This window comes from Stieleria magnilauensis, assembly GCA_007753675.1.
Taxonomy (GTDB): Bacteria; Planctomycetota; Planctomycetia; order Pirellulales; family Pirellulaceae; genus Stieleria; species Stieleria magnilauensis.
The window spans coordinates 5,181,969-5,200,987 of sequence record CP036432.1 but is presented as its reverse complement, the minus strand read 5'-3'; the positions used below and the strand labels follow the sequence as shown (position 1 = coordinate 5,200,987).

The window sequence follows — 19,019 nt, the reverse complement described above, 5'->3', positions numbered from 1 at the left end:
CGATCGACGATTCTCGTGGATGGAAATCAAGGTTTGGCCTCCAAGACGCCGCGGATTCTCGCCATCCGTCTAAGAGTGGGGAAAAGGTAGCGTTGACGATCGGAGGTGTTCAGACCGAAGCTGCAGGCCAAGGCAACGGCAATCAGGGTTGCGAGCAATCCGCCGATGATCAATTCCGTCCAACTGCTTTGAGCGGTGAGGTGGTGCACGGCGAACACCAACGGTGCCAGCAGCACCGCGACGACAACGGTCGGCCAAAGGATTTGGCGTCTGTAATCTTTGAAATGAAGTTGCAGGTCGGCGCAGACGATGATCGGGTGCACGATGCCACGGCACAGAACGGCGGGCAACGCGGTCCCGATCGCAACGCCCAGCAATCCGAACGGTTGGATCAGAGCGACGCTGATGACAAGATTCATGGTGCCCTCGACACACATCAACCAGGTCAGGCCCTTGAATCGGCGCCGGCCCAGCAAAATCTTGGAACCGATCCCGGTTGCGGCGGTGAACAACGCACCGACGAGCAAGATTTGAAACAGCAGCGGAACAGAGTGATAAATGTCCGTTTGGACGTATTTGTCGCCGATCCACAATCGATAGAAGCCGCTGGCCCACATGCCCGTGATCAACGCCGCGCTGACCGCGACCAAGGAAAGCATCCGCGAACCTTTCAGGTAGAGCTGCTGTAGCCCCGCCAGATTGTTGTGTGCGTCAAGGTCGGTCGCGGCAGGATAAAAGACTTGACTGACGGGGACGAAGATGTTGGCAAAGTACTTCATCAGGTTGTTGGCCAAGGCAAAGTAGGCGATCGCCGAGACGGGCATGAAAATCCCGATCACCAACGCGTCGGAAAAGCTGATCACCAAGTGGCTGACGGCAAGCAACGCGCTCCAAAATCCGAAACCGATGCATTCGCGGCAACTGGTCCAACTCGCCAACCGCCATGAGATTTTCAGTTCGGGAAGGACGCGGCAACCGACCGCCCAGCGAAGTACGTAATCGAGAATGTTTCCGACCGCGCCGGCGGCACATACGCCGATCAATCCGTATCCGGCCCTCAACACCAGGATCGTCGCCGCGGCCGACACGATGCGGCAGAAAAGACTGACGACGGTGATCAGGTCAAAACGTTGCTTGGCCGTCAGGGCGACCGAAAACGGAAACAGCAACAATTGGATTGCCGTCGAACAGCCTAGAATCAACACACACCAAACGGCTTCGGTCTCCAACGCGGGAGGCAACGAAAAGAAGGCGGGCGCGACGGCTGCGGTCGCAAACGTGACCACCAACGCACACAGGGCGCAGCCGAGATGCAGGGCGAACCCGCTGCTGGCGGCACGATTCATGCGGTCAAAATCACCCTTGGAAAAGTACCGGGTGATGTACTGGGTCATCCCGGCACGCAAACCAAGATCCAACAGTCCGTAGTATCCCGTGATGCTGATCACGATGGTCCAGACGCCGTACCGCGCATCACCGATCTGGTGCAACACGAATGGCGTCAAGAAAAACGTGATCGCCACCTGGATGACGTAGGCCACCCAATTGCTCAGGATGTTTCGAGAGATGACACGGAAACTACTCATCAAAGTCAATGTTAGAGTTGGAAATCACCAGCGGACGAAAAGTCGGATGGTCATGTAGAACAGACACAGCGATGCGGCACTGGCGAGCAGTGACAACAGCACGAACCGGTTGCCGATGCGCAATCCGGTTGCCTGACCGGGGATCGACGCGATGGCGGGCATGGAAATGGCAGCCGCGACGAGCCCCAAAATCAGGTAGGTGGGGGCGACAAACTGTCGCGAGATGGTCAGCATGGCGGCGATGCATCCCATCAAGGCCGCGAACAGATAGCCGCACAACCGAGAGTGTTCGCGAGTCGCTTGGGCCGCCGGTGTTTCCTCTCCGAACGGTTTCGATCGCAGTCGCCGTTGCGACCAGAGGCCAGACCCGGCAGCAAAAAAACAGGCGACGAAGGTGGTGCCGCCGAAGAAACCCAGTTCGGCGTAACAGTGCAGGAATGAGTTGTGCGTCACCACGCCGATTTCATCGGCGATCAATCCTTCGCCCAAACCGAACAACGGATATTGTCGCCAAATGCTCAAGCTTTCCGACCAAATTTGAATACGGTCTTGGCCCGTTCCCTGATTGATCGCGCTGATGTCAGACATGCGGCTGGAAAAGGCCAACGCCAACAATGACAATCCCGGCAACGCCAACGCGCCATATTTTCCTCCGCGGAAATAGCACAACGCCGTCGACACCGCGCAGATCAGCGACAGCAGGGCACCACGTGAATGGGTCATCGCCAGGGCAGCCAACAGAATTCCTGTCGGTGCGAGCCAGGCATAACGCACCCATCCGGTCCGGGGTTTGGTCAGGAACAAGACGCAAAAAACGAGTCCCATGACGAGGATCAATCCAAAGTCATTGGGGTCTTGAAAGATGCCTGTCCCACGAATTCGCTCCACCTGCTCGACCACACCGTTTTGAACGACACCGCGGTCTTGGATCGATTCCAGTGCGGCGATCGACACCATGCCGTATTTGTCCAACAACACCAGTGACGCCATCGTCGTGATCGCAAGGGTCAGCCACTTCACAAAAAAACGCAGCCGCGTCGGTGTGTTGACGAGCCCGATGATCAGCACGTACAGGGCGATCAACTTGCTGACATCGAGCATCGACATCCTGGCCGCCCAGACAAAGCCGTGCGAAAGATGTGACATTCCGACGGCGACGACTAATAAGAGCAGCGCCGCCGTGATCGGGCGGTGGATCAGTCTGCCATGGCTGAGTTGCCTGGCACACGCCCTGGCCGAGACGGCGAGACAGGCGACGATCAGGACTTGATAGATCGGCCACTTGTCTAAGGCCGGCACCAGGTCCGCCGGGCGGACAAACAGTGTCGCGGTCGTCGCCAGCAACAGGGCAAACCCCCAGCCGTGCCGATCATCGACGTCCGTGCCGATGCGGGACGTGGGCGTGTGATCGGTGGTGTCAAAAACCGCCGTTGCCATCTGATTGCTTGCTTCCCTGCCACGCGTGACGCGTCACGTTACTAACGGAGATACTCGATCTCAACGTGTTCAAGTTCTTCGCTCGGGTCGGATTCGATTTCGTACCACTTCCCGGCTGCGACCGATGTGGACGCGGCGCCTGTTGATGCACTGTCTGGGGCCACACTGCCTGATTCGGATGCCACGCTGCCTGTCGGTTCGCCGGCTGGATCGGATACGAGCTGTGGATCAACGCCAGCCAGGTCGATGTTCGCCAACTCGCTGGGGACGTCGTGGCTGATCTGCTCGATCGGGTTGGGCAACGGTTCGTCGCCGACATGTTCGAACCACTGCTGGTCGACGTGTTCGTATGGGATCGGCGACTGCCAGGCGTCGCAGGGATCCAAGGGGGTCCAAGTGGTCTCGCGATAGCCGGCATTGTTGACGATCGAATCGTAGGCGGCGGGCGTGATGGTCTTGGAACGTTGCCCCGGAAGGCACGATTGACAACCGGCCAGCGTGAGCGCCAACGCCGCCAGTGCGAGGTGGCCGATCACGGTTCGTGTCGATGGAGTGGACCGCTGGTTCATGATCTTCGTGTCGAGCCTATTGGCCGAACCCGACGCCTCCGCTGGTCTTGTCAAGCACTTTTCCGGACAACCGTGACGCCGTCCCCGTGCCCAGCAGAGTGAAGCCCAGAATTCGTTCCAGTGGCGACGTGAATTTTGCGATCGCGGAATCGAACGCGATGATCTTGTTGTGTGCGATGAAGATTCGGTCACCCGGCAACAGCTGATAGTTGGTGGTGACATCAGCCAGTTGCGTGATGCCTTCCCAATCGATGGGCAGCATCACGCTGGTGCCTTGTTCGCGGTTGGGGCGGGCGACCCACATGCGACTGGACGAGACATAGCTGAGCCCATTGATTTGGCTCAACGCGTCGATCACGGTTTCATTGCCGGTGTACGGCAACCGGACCAATTCATCGCCCATCCCGCCGCCTTGGGTGATGACATAGACGCCTTTGCTGTTGTACGCGTAAACCGACACCGAGACCTTGGGATCGGAAAACTCCGTGGACATCTGGGCGGCAATCGCCAGGCGTGCCTCGTCCAAGGTCATGCCGGCCAATCGGACCGATCCGTATTGGCCAAGCGTGACGGTGCCATCGGGGCCGACGAGATGTTCACCGGCGATGGGCTGGATTCCCGCAACGCCCCGCAACGACATCGAAACGAGCGGCTGCTGCAACTGTGTTTTCAGATGGTCTTCGATCCGCTGCTTTGCCTGTTCGACCCCAACGCCCACCACCTCGACCGCTCCATAGCTGAAGCCGAGCTGGATCACGCCGCCGAGTTCAACTTGGTATTCGCCCTCGATCGGTTCGTCGGGAAAGGTCCCGGTCACCGTAAGCAAGACGATGTCACCCGGCTGCAGCGCGTGTTGTTCCTGAGATACATTTTGCTGGACATCGATCGTCAGAATATCCGGCGGCTCGATGCGATACATCGGCGTGGTCACTTTGTCCAGTTCACGAGGCACAAAGGCCACGGCGCCATCGGAATCGCAATTCGCATCGAGCAGCCCCGGCAAGCCGAGCGGAGCGTCAGCCCTCTGCACCAAGTGGCACCCGGTACTGGCCATCGCGCATGCCGATAGCAGCACAAGAGCGAGGCGTCGCAGAGAACAGACGGCGAGGTTCACGTTGATGATTGCAATGATGTGGGGCAGGGCAGGAATCACGACACCGGGGGCAACGGAGTCGTCGACGGTGGCGTCGATCAGTCGGTCACCGTTGGAGGGCGGAATTGAACTGGTAGTAATGCAGGTAGTTGTTGAACGTTCCGCCTCGTCCCGTCTGCATCCGTTCGCTTTGGGACGTCGGGGCTGCCGATCGCTGGATCGTTCGTTCTAAATTGCGAAGCTGCTCGGCTTGTCGGTTCTGATTCAGCCGCAGTTGTTGCCGCGGCTGAACAAAGGAGTGATAGGGACTCAGGATGCTGTTGTCGCTGCGTAGCAAGTCGAGGTAGGGCGACAAACGTTGTTGGTAGGGCGCCGAGGACGCGCGTTTGGATCCGCCGCCGAATCGCTGCGTCGGTGCCTGGGCGGGGGCTGCAACGGGCAATGAAACCAGCGCTAAACCGACCGGCACCATGACGACGGTCCGGATGATTGACTGGCGTAGTCGATTTGGATTGCGAAGTTGTTTGATCATTGCCGTTTACTACAGAGTGCTATGGGGCCTACCCACCCTATCGTCTGCCTAACCGGCATATCTTTTCTCCGTTCTGAAAAAAACACAGAATTGTCTCGGAAATGCCTCAAGCGACGTCGATCGAGCGGCGTGTCGACCTGCACGCTTTTCCGGGTTCGTCCTTCCAATCCAGTCCTGAGGAAACGTCGCGGTCTGCGGGCGAAAAACGATTCGATGACGTTGTTGTTGGGGTGACGCCGATGGACAGAAGAACTGTGTCCATTCCCAAGACCCATAGAATCCACTCGTGCAATCGAATCTGCAGGCTCCCCGAATGGGCACATGCCGCGGCTGGGGAGGCAAATTGACTGGCGTTTCGGCTCGGCTTTCACCGACGCTGATCCTGGTTTGGGTCGCGTTGGCTGCGGGCAGCTACCGTCAGGTCGTGGGGCATCTGTTTCAACAGTGGCACTCCAATACGAGTTATTCTCATGGACCGGCGGTCCTGCCGATTGCACTCTGGTTGTTGTGGCAGCGGCGATCGACCTTGCCTGCGATCGGCAAGCCATGGGGGCCCGGACTGGCGTTGCTTGTAGCGGCTCAGGGTTTGCTGTCGCTAGGCGGATACTTCCATCTTCCGACACTGCAATGTTGGACCCTGCCGCTGTACCTCGGCGGAATGGTCGGACTGTTGGCGGGCCGGGCAGTGCTGGTCTGGAGTTTGCCGGCGATTGGCTTTTTAGGGTTCATGATCCCGCTGCCGTTCCAGCTGGAAATGCTGGCAAATCAATCGCTGCAATGGTTGTCTGCGTGGGGCAGTTGTTACCTGCTCAGTCTGACGTCGACCTTTGCGGTGACCGACGGCTACACGTTGATGATGGCAACCGGCGGAGTCGGGATCACCCGCGATTGCAGCGGACTGCGGATGACCGTTGCGGTCGCGGCACTGGGGACCATCATCACCTTTCTTTCCCGGTCGCGGTCTGGTCGGGATCAAGGCGGCAAGCCGGGGTGGGGCGTTGCGTGGGATTTAGCCGCGGTGATGTTGCTGGCGTTGCCGGCGGCCATTGTGGCCAACGCTACCCGGATTTCGGCCGTCGCCTTGATAGCGGACCGCTACCAAAACGAGGCGTACACGACGTGGGCTCATGACCTGGGCGATTGGTTGGCGTTGCCCCTGTCGGCTTTGCTGTTTTTTGCGTTTCGGGCGTGGCTCGACCGGGTCAGGGCTCTGTCCGCGTTGATGTTCACGGTGACACCGGGCCGCTCGCGCCGTTCTGCGGCGGTAGTGACGACAGGACACGAGCCGTCCGGCCGGAGCGACCCGAAACGTCAATCCGAACCAAGCACTCTTGCGTTCGGCCGAGGATGGCCACAATGGGGCAAGCCCGTGTTGGCGGTGGTCGCCGTGCCCCTGATCCTCGCCGCCATCGTCGGTGTCGCGATCGTTCATCATGCGGCCAAGCGTGATCGCATCATCAGCGAAACCTTGACGCAGGCGCGTGGCCACGAAGCGAATGCCGATTGGGATCGTGCGGCATCGTGCTACCGAGAGTTGTTGCAGCTGCAGCCCGAGCGGGTTGATGCGCGCTATCGCTATGCCTGGGCGTCGCTCCAAGCTGCTGACTCCGTCGACGCCCGCATGCGGGCCTTTTACCAACTCGAATCGGTCCTCGAACAGGCGCCGTCGCACGTGGACGCCTTGCGAACCCATTTGGAGTTGGCGTTGGAGCTGGATCAGGCCAAATCGGCTTGCCGCAGCGCCGAACGTCTCTACGCGATCGATCAACGCAACGCGCATTCACTGCGACTGTGCGTGGAGGCGATGTTGCGGTTTCCGCACGGCTCGCGCGCCCGTCACCCCTTGGTCACAGTCAATCGTTTGAACCGATGGATGGATCGATTCGGTCCCCCGTCGATGTGGCGGGATCGTTTGGTGATCGAGCTGGCATCGTATTGCTGCGATCACGCCGAGTCGATGGATCGGAGTGTGGCAGGCATGATCGAACCGGTAATCACCGATGCGGCCGGCGGAGTCGGTACGGCGCACGCCTTCTTACAGGCATGGCGGTTCGCGGAGGTGTTTGGCACAGAATCCCCGTCCATCGAACGGGCCCGGATGAGCATCGACGACGACTGTCCGGCCGGCGTGGCGTATCGGATTTATTTGGCCAGCGCGCGGGAAGCAGAGTTGCAGCACCGGCGCGACGATGCGAAACGGTTTCTGACCAAGGCGATGGAGCGGATGCCCAATCACCACGCGGCCTACGCCATGCTGGGTGATGTCTATGCCAGCCAGGGACAGTGGCCGCAGTGCAGCGCCGCGTACCTGCGGGCGTGGCGGTTGGCGGGCGATCGACCGATGGGACTTGGGATCAAGCTGGCCGAGGCGCTGTTTCATGCGGCGCGTCCTGAGGAGTCGGCTGCCTTGGTGGGACAGTTGTTGAAACAGGAAAACCAAGCACTTCAACCCGTCAGCCGCGAACTGCGGATCCGCTGGATGCTGGTTCAAGCCCGGCTGGACGCCCACGCCGGTCGCCACGAAGCGGCGCTGAAGACCATAGGCCGTTGTCAATCGCTGCTCGCGATGACGCCGGCTTCGTCTGCCGCCGGCGCCGCCGCGTGGTTGCCGGCGGTGGAAACGCTGCAGGCCCAATGCTTGGTTCGGCTGGGCCGATATGACCAAGCCGCCCGATTGTTCGAATCGCGCGCTACCCGCGGCAAGGGAAATCCCGGCGGCGATGCTTCAGCCGGCGGCGCTCGTTCAGCCGGCGGCGCTCGTTCAGCCGATCAATGGACAGCGGCCGCGCGAGCCTGGCGATCGGTCGGCAACACGCCGGCCGCCGAACGCTGTTATCGCAGCGCGTTGGCGGAGCTGGGGTACGACAACGAAATCTGGTTGGAACTGGTCGACGTGCTCCACGACCGATATGGCGTCCGCGGTGCGATCGAAGAAATCACGCTTCGGCAACGACGCGGTGGCGAAACCGCAGTCGTCTCGGACAAGATGCCCATCCCCTCGGACAAGATCGTGGCCCAGGCCTATGAACGGGTCGGCCGAGGCGATCTGGCGATCGGCCACTATCGCGCCGTTGCCCAGCGCGGCGTTGAAGATGTCGCGGCGCTGGCGATTGCGTTGGCGCGTCATGGTCATGCCGACAAGGCGGTCACCTTGGTTGCCGATCCACGGTGGACGGTGAACACCTCCTTGCGGGCTCATACGGCTGCCGTCATCGCGGTCGGCACCGACGATTTGTCTCCCGCACACCAAGCGACTTTGGATCCGATCATCGAAGCCGGTGTGACCGAGGCAATCGATGACCCGACGCTGCTGATGGCGATCGTGGCGTGGCACACGCACCATCAGCGTCAGACTGCGGCAATGGATTTGCTCGATCGTGCCGTGACGCGGCACCCCGATCACGTCGTCGCGGCAAACAATTTGGCGATGCTGTTGGCCGAAGAAGGGCGTGATTTTCCGCGGGCACTGCGACACATCGATCACGTTTTGAAACAGACCGGTGCGGTGCCCGAATTCTTGGACACCAAGGGTTGGATCTTGGTGCGGATGAATCGTGCCGAAGACGCACTGGAGTGGTTCAATCGTGCCCTGGCCGGCTCTGGTGGTGCCTCCCCGACGACGCACCTGCACTTGGCAGCCGCTTACCTGGCGGTCGGCAATCGCGATCGGGCCCGGGAATCCTTCGAGTCGGTTCAGGTCGACCTGCTTCGCAGCGACCAACTGCATCGCAGCGAACAGCGTGCCTGGGCCAGACTGCAAGATGAATTCATTCGTCCGAGTGAATTGACGACACGGCCTCCCATGCAACGGAGCGGCGACGCCTGATGGATTTCAAGTTGACCCGAACGAAGGCTGCGGTGCTGGGTTGCTCCCTCGCCCTGGTCAGTTGGCTAGCCACATCGGCGACGCGCCCCCATGTGCCGCCGCGATGTGCGTTTGAGCTGGCCGAAACGCTGGGCCGATGGGAGCTGATCGAGCGATGCGAATTACAGCCCAGTGAGCTGGACATTCTGCAGGCGGGAGATCATTGGCGACGTGTCTATCAACATCGCCAGACCAAGCAGGTCGTCGTCGTGACCTTGATCGCCGGGCCGGGAGGCCCGCTGGCAAGCCACTTGCCGGAGACCTGTTATGCGCGGACAGAATTCCGCGCACACAGTGAGCCCGTCGTCTGGAACCTGTCGGACCAGGCGGACCAGTTCCGTTGCCAAACGCTGCAACCGCGGAATGTGGATCAACCCGCCCTGACGATCGCCTACGCTTGGCACGATGGGTCGCGCTGGCGGGCACCGCACCATCCGCGTTTTCAACTTGCCGGTCATCCGACGCTGCAACGATTACTCGTCTCGATGCGGCACCCCGGCGGGATGACGGCGGAGGCTCAGCAGGTGATTCGGCAGGTCGTTGGCTTGACCGTCGATGCAACCGAATCGGTCGATACGGTCCCGGAACGTTCTGTCGACTCCTCGCCGACCCGAGTGACGCAGCGCTCGATTCCGGCCCCTCCTTCCCATTGAACCCACCTCGAATCAAACCCCAACCATGTGCACGGTCATCAAACCAGGAAACCTCGTTGAATTGCGAATCCGCCTCCCAGGGCGTCCGCCTGGACGCGCGTCTGGGGGGCTCTTGTTGTTGCTCGTGCTGGGGGCCATGCAAACCGCGACCGGCGGCACGATTCGTCACGACCGCGCCGATTCCAGTTACACGAGTTTGGCCGCCAGCTATCCCGCGGTGGGCGCGTTGACATGGGGGTCGATGATCTGCTCGGCCACGCTGATCGAAGAAAACTGGATCCTGACGGCCGGGCACTGTTTGGACGAAGTGGGGTTGTCGGCGAGCGATTGGACGTTTGATCTGACCGATAGCGGCGGCGGGGTCCATGTGGGTGCCGAGCGATTTGTGTTCTCCGGCTGGACCGGCGATCTTACAACGGGGACAGACATCGCCCTGTTGCGACTGGCCACGAGCGAATTGAGCGTGACGCCGGCGACCATCAACACCAACACGTCGGAAGTTGGACAAACGGCAACCCACGTCGGCTATGGGGTCACGGGCAACGGCCAGACCGGGATCACCGCTCCGGCGGGCACCAAACGCGCCGGTCAAAACATCGTGGACGTCGACGGCAGCTCGGTCACCGGCTACAGCGACGACATCCTCTTTGAAGATTTCGACAGCGGATTGGCGGGCGACAACTTTTTCGGAACGGCAACGCAGCTGGATCTCGAATACTTGATCGCCGGCGGAGACAGCGGGGGCGCCGTGTTCATGGACTTTGGCAGCGGCGAGGTTTTGGCCGGCGTGCACTCGTTCATCGCCAGCGTGGACGGCAATCTGGATGCGGACTACGGTGATCTGGCGGGTTCGATCAAGGTGTCGTCGTATGCCTCGTGGATTTCGTCCACGATCTCCGGCGGCGGTCCGGTCGCACCGGAACTGGCATCCTGGATGATGTGGATGGTGTTCGCCGGCGGGTTGCTGATGTCGTCGCGTTCCTACGCTCGCAATGCGAGTGAGGCCGAGCTGACGCTGCCAACGGCAACGGCAACGGCAGCGGCCGATTCGCGCTAGCGTCTGGTATCCTGAAGGGATGAAAGCGATTAGCCGGATGTCAGCGCAGCGCCACCTCCGGGGAGCAAGATTCCGATCCGCATCGACCCCGGGATGGGGTCGCAGCGAATTCAGCCGCCGTCGGAGCGGCAGTCCGCCTTTCTGACAGCGTTATCGGTTGCTAGGCGACCGAAGTCTTGGGGCCGGCTTCGCGTTTGATTTCTTCGATACGATTTCGCACGTTGTTGTAATTCACGTCGCGAACCGTTTCGACACGGAGCACGTTGGCGCCGGCGGCTTTCGCTGCAGCCACCCCGTAATCACCGTCTTCGACCACCAAGCATTCGTTGGGGAAGACGCCCAGGCGTTTGATGGCCAGGGTATAGATTTCCGGACTCGGCTTGGGCTGCGAGACGTCTTCGTTGCTGAGGGTGAACGAGAGCAGCGAATTGAGCGAGGTCAATTGCATCAATCGATCGACCGAGCGTCGGATCGAATTGGATGCCAACGCCAAATCGTAGCCCTCGGTCCGCAGCGTCTCGAGCGTTTCGAGGTGAACCGGATTCGGCTGACAAAGTCGTTCGGCGGTTTCCAACAAGCAGTGCTGTTTCATCTCGTTGACGAAATCGCTGAGCGTGTGTGGAAAGCCGTTCTCCTTGGCCAGGATACGGAGCTTTTCGCGTGTCGGTAGACCATCAAAGCGTTGATGGTGTTCGAATTGGCTGATGCGATACCCGAACAGTTCCAGAGCGGTGTTAAGCGCCTCGAAATGCCATTGCTTGGCATCAACCAAGACGCCGTCCATGTCAAAGATGATTGCCTTGATCACTTACGTTGCCCTCCCTGGCAGCCGATCAAAATTCGTGGGGAAAATCTGTGCACAACATCAACCTGCCTGGTCGCGGGTCCCTATCCGATGGTGTCGTTTCAAGAAACGTTCGTAATTCATCCCACCAGGGCTGTGGGTCTCGGCCGTGTAACTCGGGCGAAACCAGACAAACGTCTAGTCCCGACGCCAAGTGTTCGCGGACGAGATCGGTGGGATACCAAATCGACGAAAACGAATCCAGCCAGATCCCCTCGATCGGTGAGTATGGCGAAAAATTTTTCAACAACGTCGGAATTTCAAGCTCGCTTTGCCGCGAAAAGCAGCGCATGCCGAGTTTTGAATACGCCAACATGTCTGGGATCGCCATGTCGAAGACGAAATACCTGCCCAACTGATATTTTTTCAACAATTGATGCACGATGGCGGATAACCCGTCCGCTTTGATGTTCAAGGCGAGGGTTCCCGAAGCGTCGCAGCGGCGATAGAGGGCAAGAAAATCTTCCAAAGTCATTTCCGGTTCGGTCGCTCCGCCCGGCGGATCGTGGCTGATCACCACCGTGCCGGAGTGGTCGCGGAGATCCGTTTCGACGCCGAATCCCGCGGCAAACGCTCGCTCAAACGCCACCCGGCTGTTCTTTTCGGACGCTTCATGCCAGAGCCCGCGATGGGCAAGACGCTCCATTTCAATCATTGTCCTAACATTCCGATTGAAGTCGTGTAGTGATCTTCGCTAAAAGTGCGGCAGATTCGATCGATGCGGCGACATTCTGTGTCGACGCGTCCTTAGCTGCAATTGCACAACGAGAAGAAGCACTGATGAAGAATTTTGGTCGAGCACTTGCCGATGCCTTCGGTTTTTGGCCTCTGTTACTTGTCGCAACCCTTTGCGCCGTCGGCAATGGCGCTATCTGGGGATTGAATATCGGCGCCCTGTTTCCGGTCATCAAAGTCACGATGGTCGGCGAATCGCTGCAAGATTGGGTCGAAGGCGAGATCGCCGAGAGCAAGGTGCGGATCGCGGCCATCGAACGTGAAATGATCGACGTCCGCAACAATGCCGCACCCGGCGTCGACCCGGCGATTCAGCTGGAACTGTTGCAATCACGTCGAAATGCTGAACAAGCAGGCCTCGATTCCTCCCTGAAAATTCAACCCTACGTCGAAAAGTATCTGCCCAAGGATCCCTTCCAGACCGTCTTGTACGTCATGTTGGGCGTTCTGTGTTGCACGGTCCTGAAGCACGTCTTCCAGTTTGCCAACACCGCGATCGTGGCCCTGATCGCCGCCCGAATCACCCGGCGGATTCAAACCAAAATCTTCTCCAAAGCGCTCAGGCTGGACCAAGCCAGCTTCGCCGGCTACACCAGCAGTGGCTTTGTCGCGCACATCACGTACACGACCAATATGCTGTCAAATGGCATCACCAGTGTTTACGGCGGTGCGGTGCGCGAGCCGCTGAAATTGGCGTCCTGTTTGATCGGGGCGGCAATCATCTGTCCCCGATTGCTGTTGTTGACCATGGTGGTCGTTCCCGTCGTGTTCGGGTTGCTGTACGTGGTCAGCCGATCGCTCAAACGCGTCTGCCAAAGTCTGCTGGAACGGGCGATGGGGCTGCATCACGTCATGCTCGAATCGCTCAACAATATCAGGACCGTCCAAGCGTATTGCCGCGAGGATCACGAACAGGAGCGGTTCGACAAGGCGACCCTGGATATGCAGCGATTCACGATGCGAATCGTCAGCTTCAACGCGCTGAACCGTCCGCTCACGGAATTGCTAGCACTGGGAATGATGAGCACGGCGATTGTCGCCGGGTCGTACTTGGTGATGAATCGGGCGACCGATATTTTTGGGATCCAGATCACCAGCCAGCCGCTCGGCCCGGCGTCGATGATCGTCTTTTTTGGCATGTTGGTCGGGGCCAGCGATCCGGTGCGAAAGCTCGCTTCGGTGATCGATGGCATCAATACCGGAGCCGTCGCGGCCAATTTGTTGTACCCGATGTTGGACCAGTCCAGCCGAATCACCGAGTCGGACGACGCGGTCACGACGTCGCGGCCGCACCGCAGCCTGAAACTGGAGGGGATTCATTTCGCCTATGACGACTCCAATCCGATCTTGCGTGACGTGTCGCTCGAGATTCCCCACGGCAGTACCGTGGCCGTCGTGGGTGCCAACGGATCGGGGAAATCGTCGATGATCAATCTGCTTTGCCGATTCTATGATCCACAGGCCGGTCGCGTGTGTCTCGATGACGCCGACATTCGGCTGATGAAAATCAAGGATTTGCGGAGCCGAATCGCGTTGGTGACGCAAAACACCGAGCTGTTCAACGAGGACCTGTACTACAACATCGGCTACGGGGTGGCCGGGGCGACGCGGGAGCAGATTTTGGCAGCGGCCAAGGCGGCCCACGCGGAATCGTTTATCGAAAACGAACTGCCCCAGCGTTATGAAACCGTCATCGGCCAGGACGGTCACCGACTCAGCGGTGGTCAACGCCAGCGGATCGCCTTGGCGCGAGCCCTGATCCGAGATCCCGATATTCTGATTCTCGATGAAGCGACCAGCCAAATCGATGTCGAGAGCGAGCGTCTGATTTTTGACACCATTCGGGATCAGTGCCAGCATCGCACGGTGTTTTTCGTGACTCACCGCCAAGGCATGTTGGACATCGCCGACATCGTGCTGCGTTTCGAAGGCCAGCAGATTTCGGTGGAACCCGGTCCCAAGGCGGCCGGTAATCAACGATCGGACCGAGCGGCGGCTTAGCCACGTCACGATCAACCTTGCCGCCGGTGCGGCGGATCGGATATACCGCACGCCATGAGGCCAAAGGCGATCGATTCCCCGTTGTACCACATTGCCCCACCGATACGAGATAGTCATGGCAGACCCCGCAAGCTGCACCGCGTCCACGGATGTGACCAAACACCGATTACAAGATTTTGTCGGCGGATGGTTGGTCGGACACTTTCAACCCGCCTTGATTGCCAATGACGACGTTGAAGTCGCGATCAAGATTTATCGTGCGGGAGACCGCGAACAAAGCCACTACCACGCCGTCGCGACCGAGTACACCGTGATCGCCTCGGGACGCGTGCGAATGAACGGCCAGGACTATGTGTCCGGTGACATCGTTCAGATCGACCCCGGTCATTCGACCGATTTTGAGGCATTGGAGCCGACCACGACCGTGGTGCTCAAAACGCCCAGTGTAGCAAACGACAAGTTTATCGATGCGGACGATTCAAGGAGGTCTCCGGATGCTTAATATTGTGATCCCGATGGCGGGGCATGGTTCGCGGTTTCAACAAGCCGGTTACCAAGATCCCAAGCCGCTGATCCCCGTTCATGGTGTGCCAATGATTCGCACCGTGATCGACAACCTGCGGCCGGCCTGCGACCATAAATTTTTCTTTCTGTGCCAGTCCTCGCACATCAGCGACTATCCGCTGGAGTCGATCTTGCGCGACGCGGCGCCGGGTTGCGAAATCCGCACCCTTGACCGGGTCACCGCGGGCGCCGCCTGCACCGTGCTGTTGGCCAGTGACGGGATCGACAACCAGTCGCCCCTGATGATCGCCAATTGTGATCAGTGGATCGATGCATCGATCGACGAGTACTTGAATGTCGGCATGCAACGCGGGATCGATGCGTTCTTGATGACCATGAATGATGATTCGCCGAAATGGTCCTACGTCCAACGCGATGACCAGGGCGAGATCATCGGTGTGATTGAGAAAGAGGTGGTGTCCAGTGAGGCCACCGTGGGAATCTACAACTTTGCTCACGGGGCGGATTTCGTCTCGGCGGCCAAAGACATGATTCGCGAAAACGATCGTTCCAAGAATGAATTCTACGTCGCTCCGGTCTATTCACGACTGATCCGCAGCGGACAACACGTGGAAACGGTATCGATCGGCGATGCCGGTAACGTGATGCACGGACTGGGGACTCCCGAGGACCTGGAGAAATTCGTGCGTCGCGGATTCGAGTCACGAATCCAGGCCGACGCAGAAAAGATCCATTGCAAACGCGGCCGCGAAGCGGCCTGAGGGACGCTCCCGAGCGGCACACTCTTCACCGGTCACGAGTATCACGATGTGGAAATGGGAATGGATTTGTTGGTTCGTCAACCTCGTCTCCCCCAACCCGGCGGAGCGGATTCGCCGCTATCGTCGATTGATCGAACGCCTCTCCCGTGAGGCGGATCTGGATGGCGGCTGGTGGCGTGTTTTTCGTGATTATCCCAAACAGGCTGCGTCCAGCACGACCGTCTTGTCCCCAGGTGCCTCGGACCAGAATGCCGACGAATCGATCGCCGTGGTCGTTCAAGGGCCGGTCGTCCAACGCGACGAACTGACGATCCAGACGCTGCAGATGTATCGCCAGACGATGCCGCATTCACGTTTGATCTTGTCGACCTGGAACGACATCTCGCCGCAGCTGCGTGCCCAGATTGAATCGCTGGGCGTCACCGTGGTGACGAGTGAAAAACCACCGCATCCGGGGCCGCACAATTTGAATCTTCAAATCGTGTCGACGCGGCGTGGGTTGCAGGAAGCCCATCGGATGGGCTGTCGCTACGCCATGAAGACCCGCGCCGATACTCGGATTCATCTGGCCGAAGCCGACCAGTTTTGCCGCGACTTGTTGAACCAGTTTCCCGTCAACGCGGCCAGCGGTCAGCAGAAGCGATTGATGGTGCTGGACTTTGCCACACGATTGTACGTCCCCTGCCATCCGGCCGACCTGTTGATGTTCGGCACGACCGACGATCTGTTGACCTACTGGTCGCCTGAATTGTGTGGCCCCGAAATGACATTTCGGGTGTGCGACAAGTTTGACGAAATGCTGCAGCAGGCGACTCCAGAAATCGTGCTGTGCCGCAGCTATCTGCAGCGAACCGGGGCAAAGCCCATCGACGATCTGCCGGCCTGGTGGGAAATGTTGGCGGATCGTTTCATCGTCATCGATCGCGATATGATCGATCTGTTTTGGCCCAAGTACAACTACAACGTCGACCAACGGTTGAGCATGGTGTGGGACAACGGCAACATGGCCCTGTGTCATTTCGCCCAATGGATGCAATTGTACGCCCGCCGCGTCGAGCCCTCGGTCACGCTGGATCAATTGCGTCAGCAGCGTGTTCACGATGCGTTGGGTGAGGGATCGTGCGGTGCATCGACCGCTGCCCGTGACGAAGCGGCTGCGGCCTAATCGGACCGCGTGCCCGGAAATGACATTGCGGCAAAAGTCGGGTCCTCGCTAATTTACCGTCGTCTGATCGTCCCGCTGTGCATTGAACCGATGACCGGCGAGCCAATCGCAGGAACCTGAAAGCAACTACTCAACCTCCAAGAAAGGTTTACCAACATGTTGTCATCTGAGCAAAAAGCCACACTCGACGATTACGTCAACATCGGACATCGAAGCACTCCCGGTTGGCTGTGGCAAAGTGCCGCTTACATCACCGCGCTGTTAGGGATGAAGCAGATCGAAGACGGCCTGCAAGGCAACCTGGGTGAAATCGGTGTTTGGCAGGGACGTTATCTGTTCCTGCTCGGGCTGCTCAGCCGCGAAAACGAAAAGGTCGCCGGAATCGATTCCTTTGTGCATTCGCCGGACCCGGAAGGGTTCGCCCGACGGGTGGAAAATCGTTTCAACTTGGATGCGTCCACCGCAGGGAAACTGACGCTCATCAAAGAGGATTCGACCAAGCTGACGCCCGAGAAAATCCGACAGAATGTCGAGGGAGATTTCCGGCTGTTCAGCGTCGATGGCGGCCACTTGGCTCACGAGGTGTTGAGCGATGCAGCGTTGGTCTCGCAAATGATGGTGCCAGGCGGCATCATGATCTTGGACGATATTCTCAACAGCACTTGCCCCGGCGTGATCGAGGGCACCTTGGACTTCTTGCGGTCGCCTCAAGGCAGCCAGTTCGCCCCGTTCTGTCTGGTCGGCAACAAGTTGATGGTGACCGACAAAGCGTCCGCCGATCACTACCGCAACTATTTGTTGCACGTCATCCAGGAAAACAAAGACGCGTCAATTTTCCGTGACACCGCACAAACCATTTCTGATTTCCCGGAAGGCGTGTATCCGAAACTGTGCGGATCGGATCTGATCGTCGTCACCTGGTCGGGAGACTACTTGATCTCTGATAACGGTGGTCCAGTTCTGATTCGTACCAAAGTTTGCGACATGCACGAGATGGACAGCCCCGAGGTTCAGCTGCCCTCGGTCGTCTCGCTGTTCGAACGATCTGCTGCCGTCGCGGGCTGATTGCCCATGCTCTACTCATCGATCATTGCCATGGTCGCCTCGGCGGCCGCTCTGGGATTGGCCGTCAGCAATCGGCGCCGAAGCAAGCGGCTGAAGACGCAATTGGCCGAGCATCAAGCATCGGCCGAACAGCAGATCATAAACTTGCGGAGCGAGCTGGACCGCAGCATCGCTCAGTTGAGCGGACGCAGCGCGTCGGCATCCAACCTGGAACTCCACCGAAAGAAGATCGATTCGATCGAGGAGCGACAAGCGCACTGCCAAAAAGAAGTCGATCACCTGCGGGGCGAATCGCAAAATCTGGCGATGTTGCCGACCTGGCATCCGACCCGCGTCGCATTGGCCGAAGAACTTCGCCCACGATTGGTCCCGATCACCGACAAATTGGGACCGGTGCTCTTTCCGAACCAGCTCGCCTTCGACGAGCTGGATTGGATGTACAAGTTGCCCGATCGAAAGTTCCCCTATTCGTTGACATTCGAAGAGGGGATGATGATGCACTATCTGGTCGCGGCGAACGAATTAAAAAGCGGATACGAAATCGCGACGGCGTTCGGGTTTAGCAGTTTCTTCCTTGCCACGGCATTCGAAAAGACCGGCGGTCACCTGATCAGTGCCGACGCCTATATCGAAGAAGAAATGGAAGACTTCATCTACGATCACGCCTCGGCGCAGGCGCACGTCGAAAAACTTCGCCAGTTGCAGCGTGACGAACAGTATGACCAACTTCCCCGCGGATTGCAGTTCGCGATGGAGGGTGCGGCAGCTCTCAAGATTGAATCGGTCGTCGACTACGAAATCGCGTGCAGCCCCGAAGGTGTTCCGGATCTGCTGAACGATCGCCAACTGGACTTTGCGTTTATCGACGGAGGCCACTTCGGTGAACAACCCGTCTTGGATGTCCAGTCGGTGCTGCCGTTTTTGCATCCTGAACGCTTCGTCATGATGTTCCATGACACGCAGTGCGAAGCGGTGGCCAAAGCCGTGCACTTTGCCGCCCAAGCGACCGGGACCCAGCCGTTTTCGATCCATACCCGCAACCGAATCGTTGCGGTGACCAAGGGGATCGATCCAAACATCCTGCACACCTGCCGTGAGATGACCGTGCGGCAAGCGGTTTAGCGGTCGTCG

At 59.1% G+C, this 19,019-nt stretch carries 16 protein-coding genes; 9 read left to right on the top strand and 7 right to left on the bottom strand.

Annotated elements, in window-relative coordinates; translation table 11 throughout:
* Window positions 1–26 precede the first annotated feature (26 nt).
* From TBK1r_RS18170 to TBK1r_RS18150, 5 genes are all read right to left on the bottom strand, one after another.
* Entirely contained in the window at window positions 27–1,586 is a 1,560-nt protein-coding gene (locus TBK1r_RS18170; protein ID WP_145213581.1) for an oligosaccharide flippase family protein, read from the bottom strand.
* 24 nt (window positions 1,587–1,610) lie between these two features.
* Window positions 1,611–3,023, bottom strand: a complete 1,413-nt coding sequence (locus TBK1r_RS18165; RefSeq protein ID WP_145213578.1) for an O-antigen ligase family protein — start codon at window positions 3,021–3,023, stop codon at window positions 1,611–1,613.
* A 41-nt stretch (window positions 3,024–3,064) separates the two neighbouring features.
* Entirely contained in the window at window positions 3,065–3,592 is a 528-nt protein-coding gene (locus TBK1r_RS18160) for a hypothetical protein (protein WP_145213575.1), read from the bottom strand.
* A gap of 16 nt (window positions 3,593–3,608) precedes the next feature.
* Window positions 3,609–4,646, bottom strand: coding sequence for a polysaccharide biosynthesis/export family protein (locus TBK1r_RS18155; RefSeq protein WP_145213572.1), 1,038 nt, complete (start codon window positions 4,644–4,646; stop codon window positions 3,609–3,611).
* 145 nt (window positions 4,647–4,791) lie between these two features.
* Complete coding sequence (locus TBK1r_RS18150; RefSeq protein ID WP_145213569.1) at window positions 4,792–5,217, bottom strand: hypothetical protein; 426 nt, start codon at window positions 5,215–5,217, stop codon at window positions 4,792–4,794.
* Between the two features lie 313 nt (window positions 5,218–5,530).
* Between TBK1r_RS18150 and TBK1r_RS18145 the strand changes: the two genes are divergently transcribed.
* The 3 genes from TBK1r_RS18145 to TBK1r_RS18135 are packed head-to-tail and all read left to right on the top strand — an operon-like array spanning window position 5,531 to window position 10,792.
* Window positions 5,531–9,043 carry an archaeosortase/exosortase family protein gene (locus tag TBK1r_RS18145; protein WP_145213566.1) on the top strand — a complete coding sequence of 1,171 codons (3,513 nt, stop codon included), beginning with the start codon at window positions 5,531–5,533 and terminating at the stop codon, window positions 9,041–9,043.
* Window positions 9,044–9,054: 11 nt separating this feature from the next.
* Window positions 9,055–9,735 carry an exosortase-associated EpsI family protein gene (locus TBK1r_RS18140; protein ID WP_419581488.1) on the top strand — a complete coding sequence of 227 codons (681 nt, stop codon included), beginning with the start codon at window positions 9,055–9,057 and terminating at the stop codon, window positions 9,733–9,735.
* A 25-nt stretch (window positions 9,736–9,760) separates the two neighbouring features.
* Window positions 9,761–10,792 carry a S1 family peptidase gene (locus tag TBK1r_RS18135; RefSeq protein WP_145213559.1) on the top strand — a complete coding sequence of 344 codons (1,032 nt, stop codon included), beginning with the start codon at window positions 9,761–9,763 and terminating at the stop codon, window positions 10,790–10,792.
* A 160-nt stretch (window positions 10,793–10,952) separates the two neighbouring features.
* Here TBK1r_RS18135 and TBK1r_RS18130 read toward each other — a convergent pair whose 3' ends face one another.
* Both TBK1r_RS18130 and TBK1r_RS18125 read right to left on the bottom strand, forming a co-directional pair.
* Window positions 10,953–11,600: an HAD family hydrolase gene (locus TBK1r_RS18130; protein ID WP_145213556.1), complete on the bottom strand. Its 648-nt coding sequence runs from the start codon at window positions 11,598–11,600 to the stop codon at window positions 10,953–10,955.
* Window positions 11,601–11,625: 25 nt separating this feature from the next.
* Window positions 11,626–12,282 carry a PI-PLC domain-containing protein gene (locus TBK1r_RS18125; RefSeq protein ID WP_145213552.1) on the bottom strand — a complete coding sequence of 219 codons (657 nt, stop codon included), beginning with the start codon at window positions 12,280–12,282 and terminating at the stop codon, window positions 11,626–11,628.
* Between the two features lie 134 nt (window positions 12,283–12,416).
* On the opposite strand from TBK1r_RS18125, the gene TBK1r_RS18120 reads away from it, so the two are divergent.
* The 6 genes from TBK1r_RS18120 to TBK1r_RS18095 all read left to right on the top strand — a co-directional run bounded on the left by TBK1r_RS18120 (window position 12,417) and on the right by TBK1r_RS18095 (window position 19,010).
* On the top strand, window positions 12,417–14,372 hold the full coding sequence (locus TBK1r_RS18120; RefSeq protein WP_145213549.1) for an ABC transporter ATP-binding protein: 1,956 nt from the start codon (window positions 12,417–12,419) through the stop codon (window positions 14,370–14,372).
* A 115-nt stretch (window positions 14,373–14,487) separates the two neighbouring features.
* Window positions 14,488–14,874: a hypothetical protein gene (locus tag TBK1r_RS18115; RefSeq protein WP_372894630.1), complete on the top strand. Its 387-nt coding sequence runs from the start codon at window positions 14,488–14,490 to the stop codon at window positions 14,872–14,874.
* On the top strand, window positions 14,867–15,658 hold the full coding sequence (locus TBK1r_RS18110) for a glycosyltransferase family 2 protein (RefSeq protein ID WP_145213546.1): 792 nt from the start codon (window positions 14,867–14,869) through the stop codon (window positions 15,656–15,658). The genes TBK1r_RS18115 and TBK1r_RS18110 overlap by 8 nt, the downstream gene beginning before the upstream one ends.
* A gap of 46 nt (window positions 15,659–15,704) precedes the next feature.
* Window positions 15,705–16,823 carry a WavE lipopolysaccharide synthesis family protein gene (locus TBK1r_RS18105; protein WP_145213543.1) on the top strand — a complete coding sequence of 373 codons (1,119 nt, stop codon included), beginning with the start codon at window positions 15,705–15,707 and terminating at the stop codon, window positions 16,821–16,823.
* Between the two features lie 156 nt (window positions 16,824–16,979).
* Window positions 16,980–17,888, top strand: a complete 909-nt coding sequence (locus TBK1r_RS18100) for a class I SAM-dependent methyltransferase (protein WP_145213540.1) — start codon at window positions 16,980–16,982, stop codon at window positions 17,886–17,888.
* Between the two features lie 6 nt (window positions 17,889–17,894).
* Window positions 17,895–19,010: a class I SAM-dependent methyltransferase gene (locus tag TBK1r_RS18095; RefSeq protein WP_145213538.1), complete on the top strand. Its 1,116-nt coding sequence runs from the start codon at window positions 17,895–17,897 to the stop codon at window positions 19,008–19,010.
* Window positions 19,011–19,019 lie beyond the last annotated feature (9 nt).

Excerpts from the sequence above, each read along its gene's own strand:
- TBK1r_RS18115 (WP_372894630.1), top strand. The coding sequence starts at position 14,488 with ATGGCAGACCCCGCAAGCTGCACCGCGTCCACGGATGTGACCAAACAC.
- TBK1r_RS18150 (WP_145213569.1), bottom strand. The coding sequence starts at position 5,217 with ATGATCAAACAACTTCGCAATCCAAATCGACTACGCCAGTCAATCATC.
- TBK1r_RS18160 (WP_145213575.1), bottom strand. The coding sequence starts at position 3,592 with ATGAACCAGCGGTCCACTCCATCGACACGAACCGTGATCGGCCACCTC.
- TBK1r_RS18155 (WP_145213572.1), bottom strand. The coding sequence starts at position 4,646 with ATGGCCAGTACCGGGTGCCACTTGGTGCAGAGGGCTGACGCTCCGCTC.
- TBK1r_RS18165 (WP_145213578.1), bottom strand. The coding sequence starts at position 3,023 with ATGGCAACGGCGGTTTTTGACACCACCGATCACACGCCCACGTCCCGC.
- TBK1r_RS18125 (WP_145213552.1), bottom strand. The coding sequence starts at position 12,282 with ATGGAGCGTCTTGCCCATCGCGGGCTCTGGCATGAAGCGTCCGAAAAG.
- TBK1r_RS18120 (WP_145213549.1), top strand. The coding sequence starts at position 12,417 with ATGAAGAATTTTGGTCGAGCACTTGCCGATGCCTTCGGTTTTTGGCCT.
- TBK1r_RS18095 (WP_145213538.1), top strand. The coding sequence starts at position 17,895 with ATGCTCTACTCATCGATCATTGCCATGGTCGCCTCGGCGGCCGCTCTG.
- TBK1r_RS18170 (WP_145213581.1), bottom strand. The coding sequence starts at position 1,586 with ATGAGTAGTTTCCGTGTCATCTCTCGAAACATCCTGAGCAATTGGGTG.
- TBK1r_RS18105 (WP_145213543.1), top strand. The coding sequence starts at position 15,705 with ATGTGGAAATGGGAATGGATTTGTTGGTTCGTCAACCTCGTCTCCCCC.
- TBK1r_RS18110 (WP_145213546.1), top strand. The coding sequence starts at position 14,867 with ATGCTTAATATTGTGATCCCGATGGCGGGGCATGGTTCGCGGTTTCAA.
- TBK1r_RS18135 (WP_145213559.1), top strand. The coding sequence starts at position 9,761 with ATGTGCACGGTCATCAAACCAGGAAACCTCGTTGAATTGCGAATCCGC.
- TBK1r_RS18145 (WP_145213566.1), top strand. The coding sequence starts at position 5,531 with ATGGGCACATGCCGCGGCTGGGGAGGCAAATTGACTGGCGTTTCGGCT.
- TBK1r_RS18100 (WP_145213540.1), top strand. The coding sequence starts at position 16,980 with ATGTTGTCATCTGAGCAAAAAGCCACACTCGACGATTACGTCAACATC.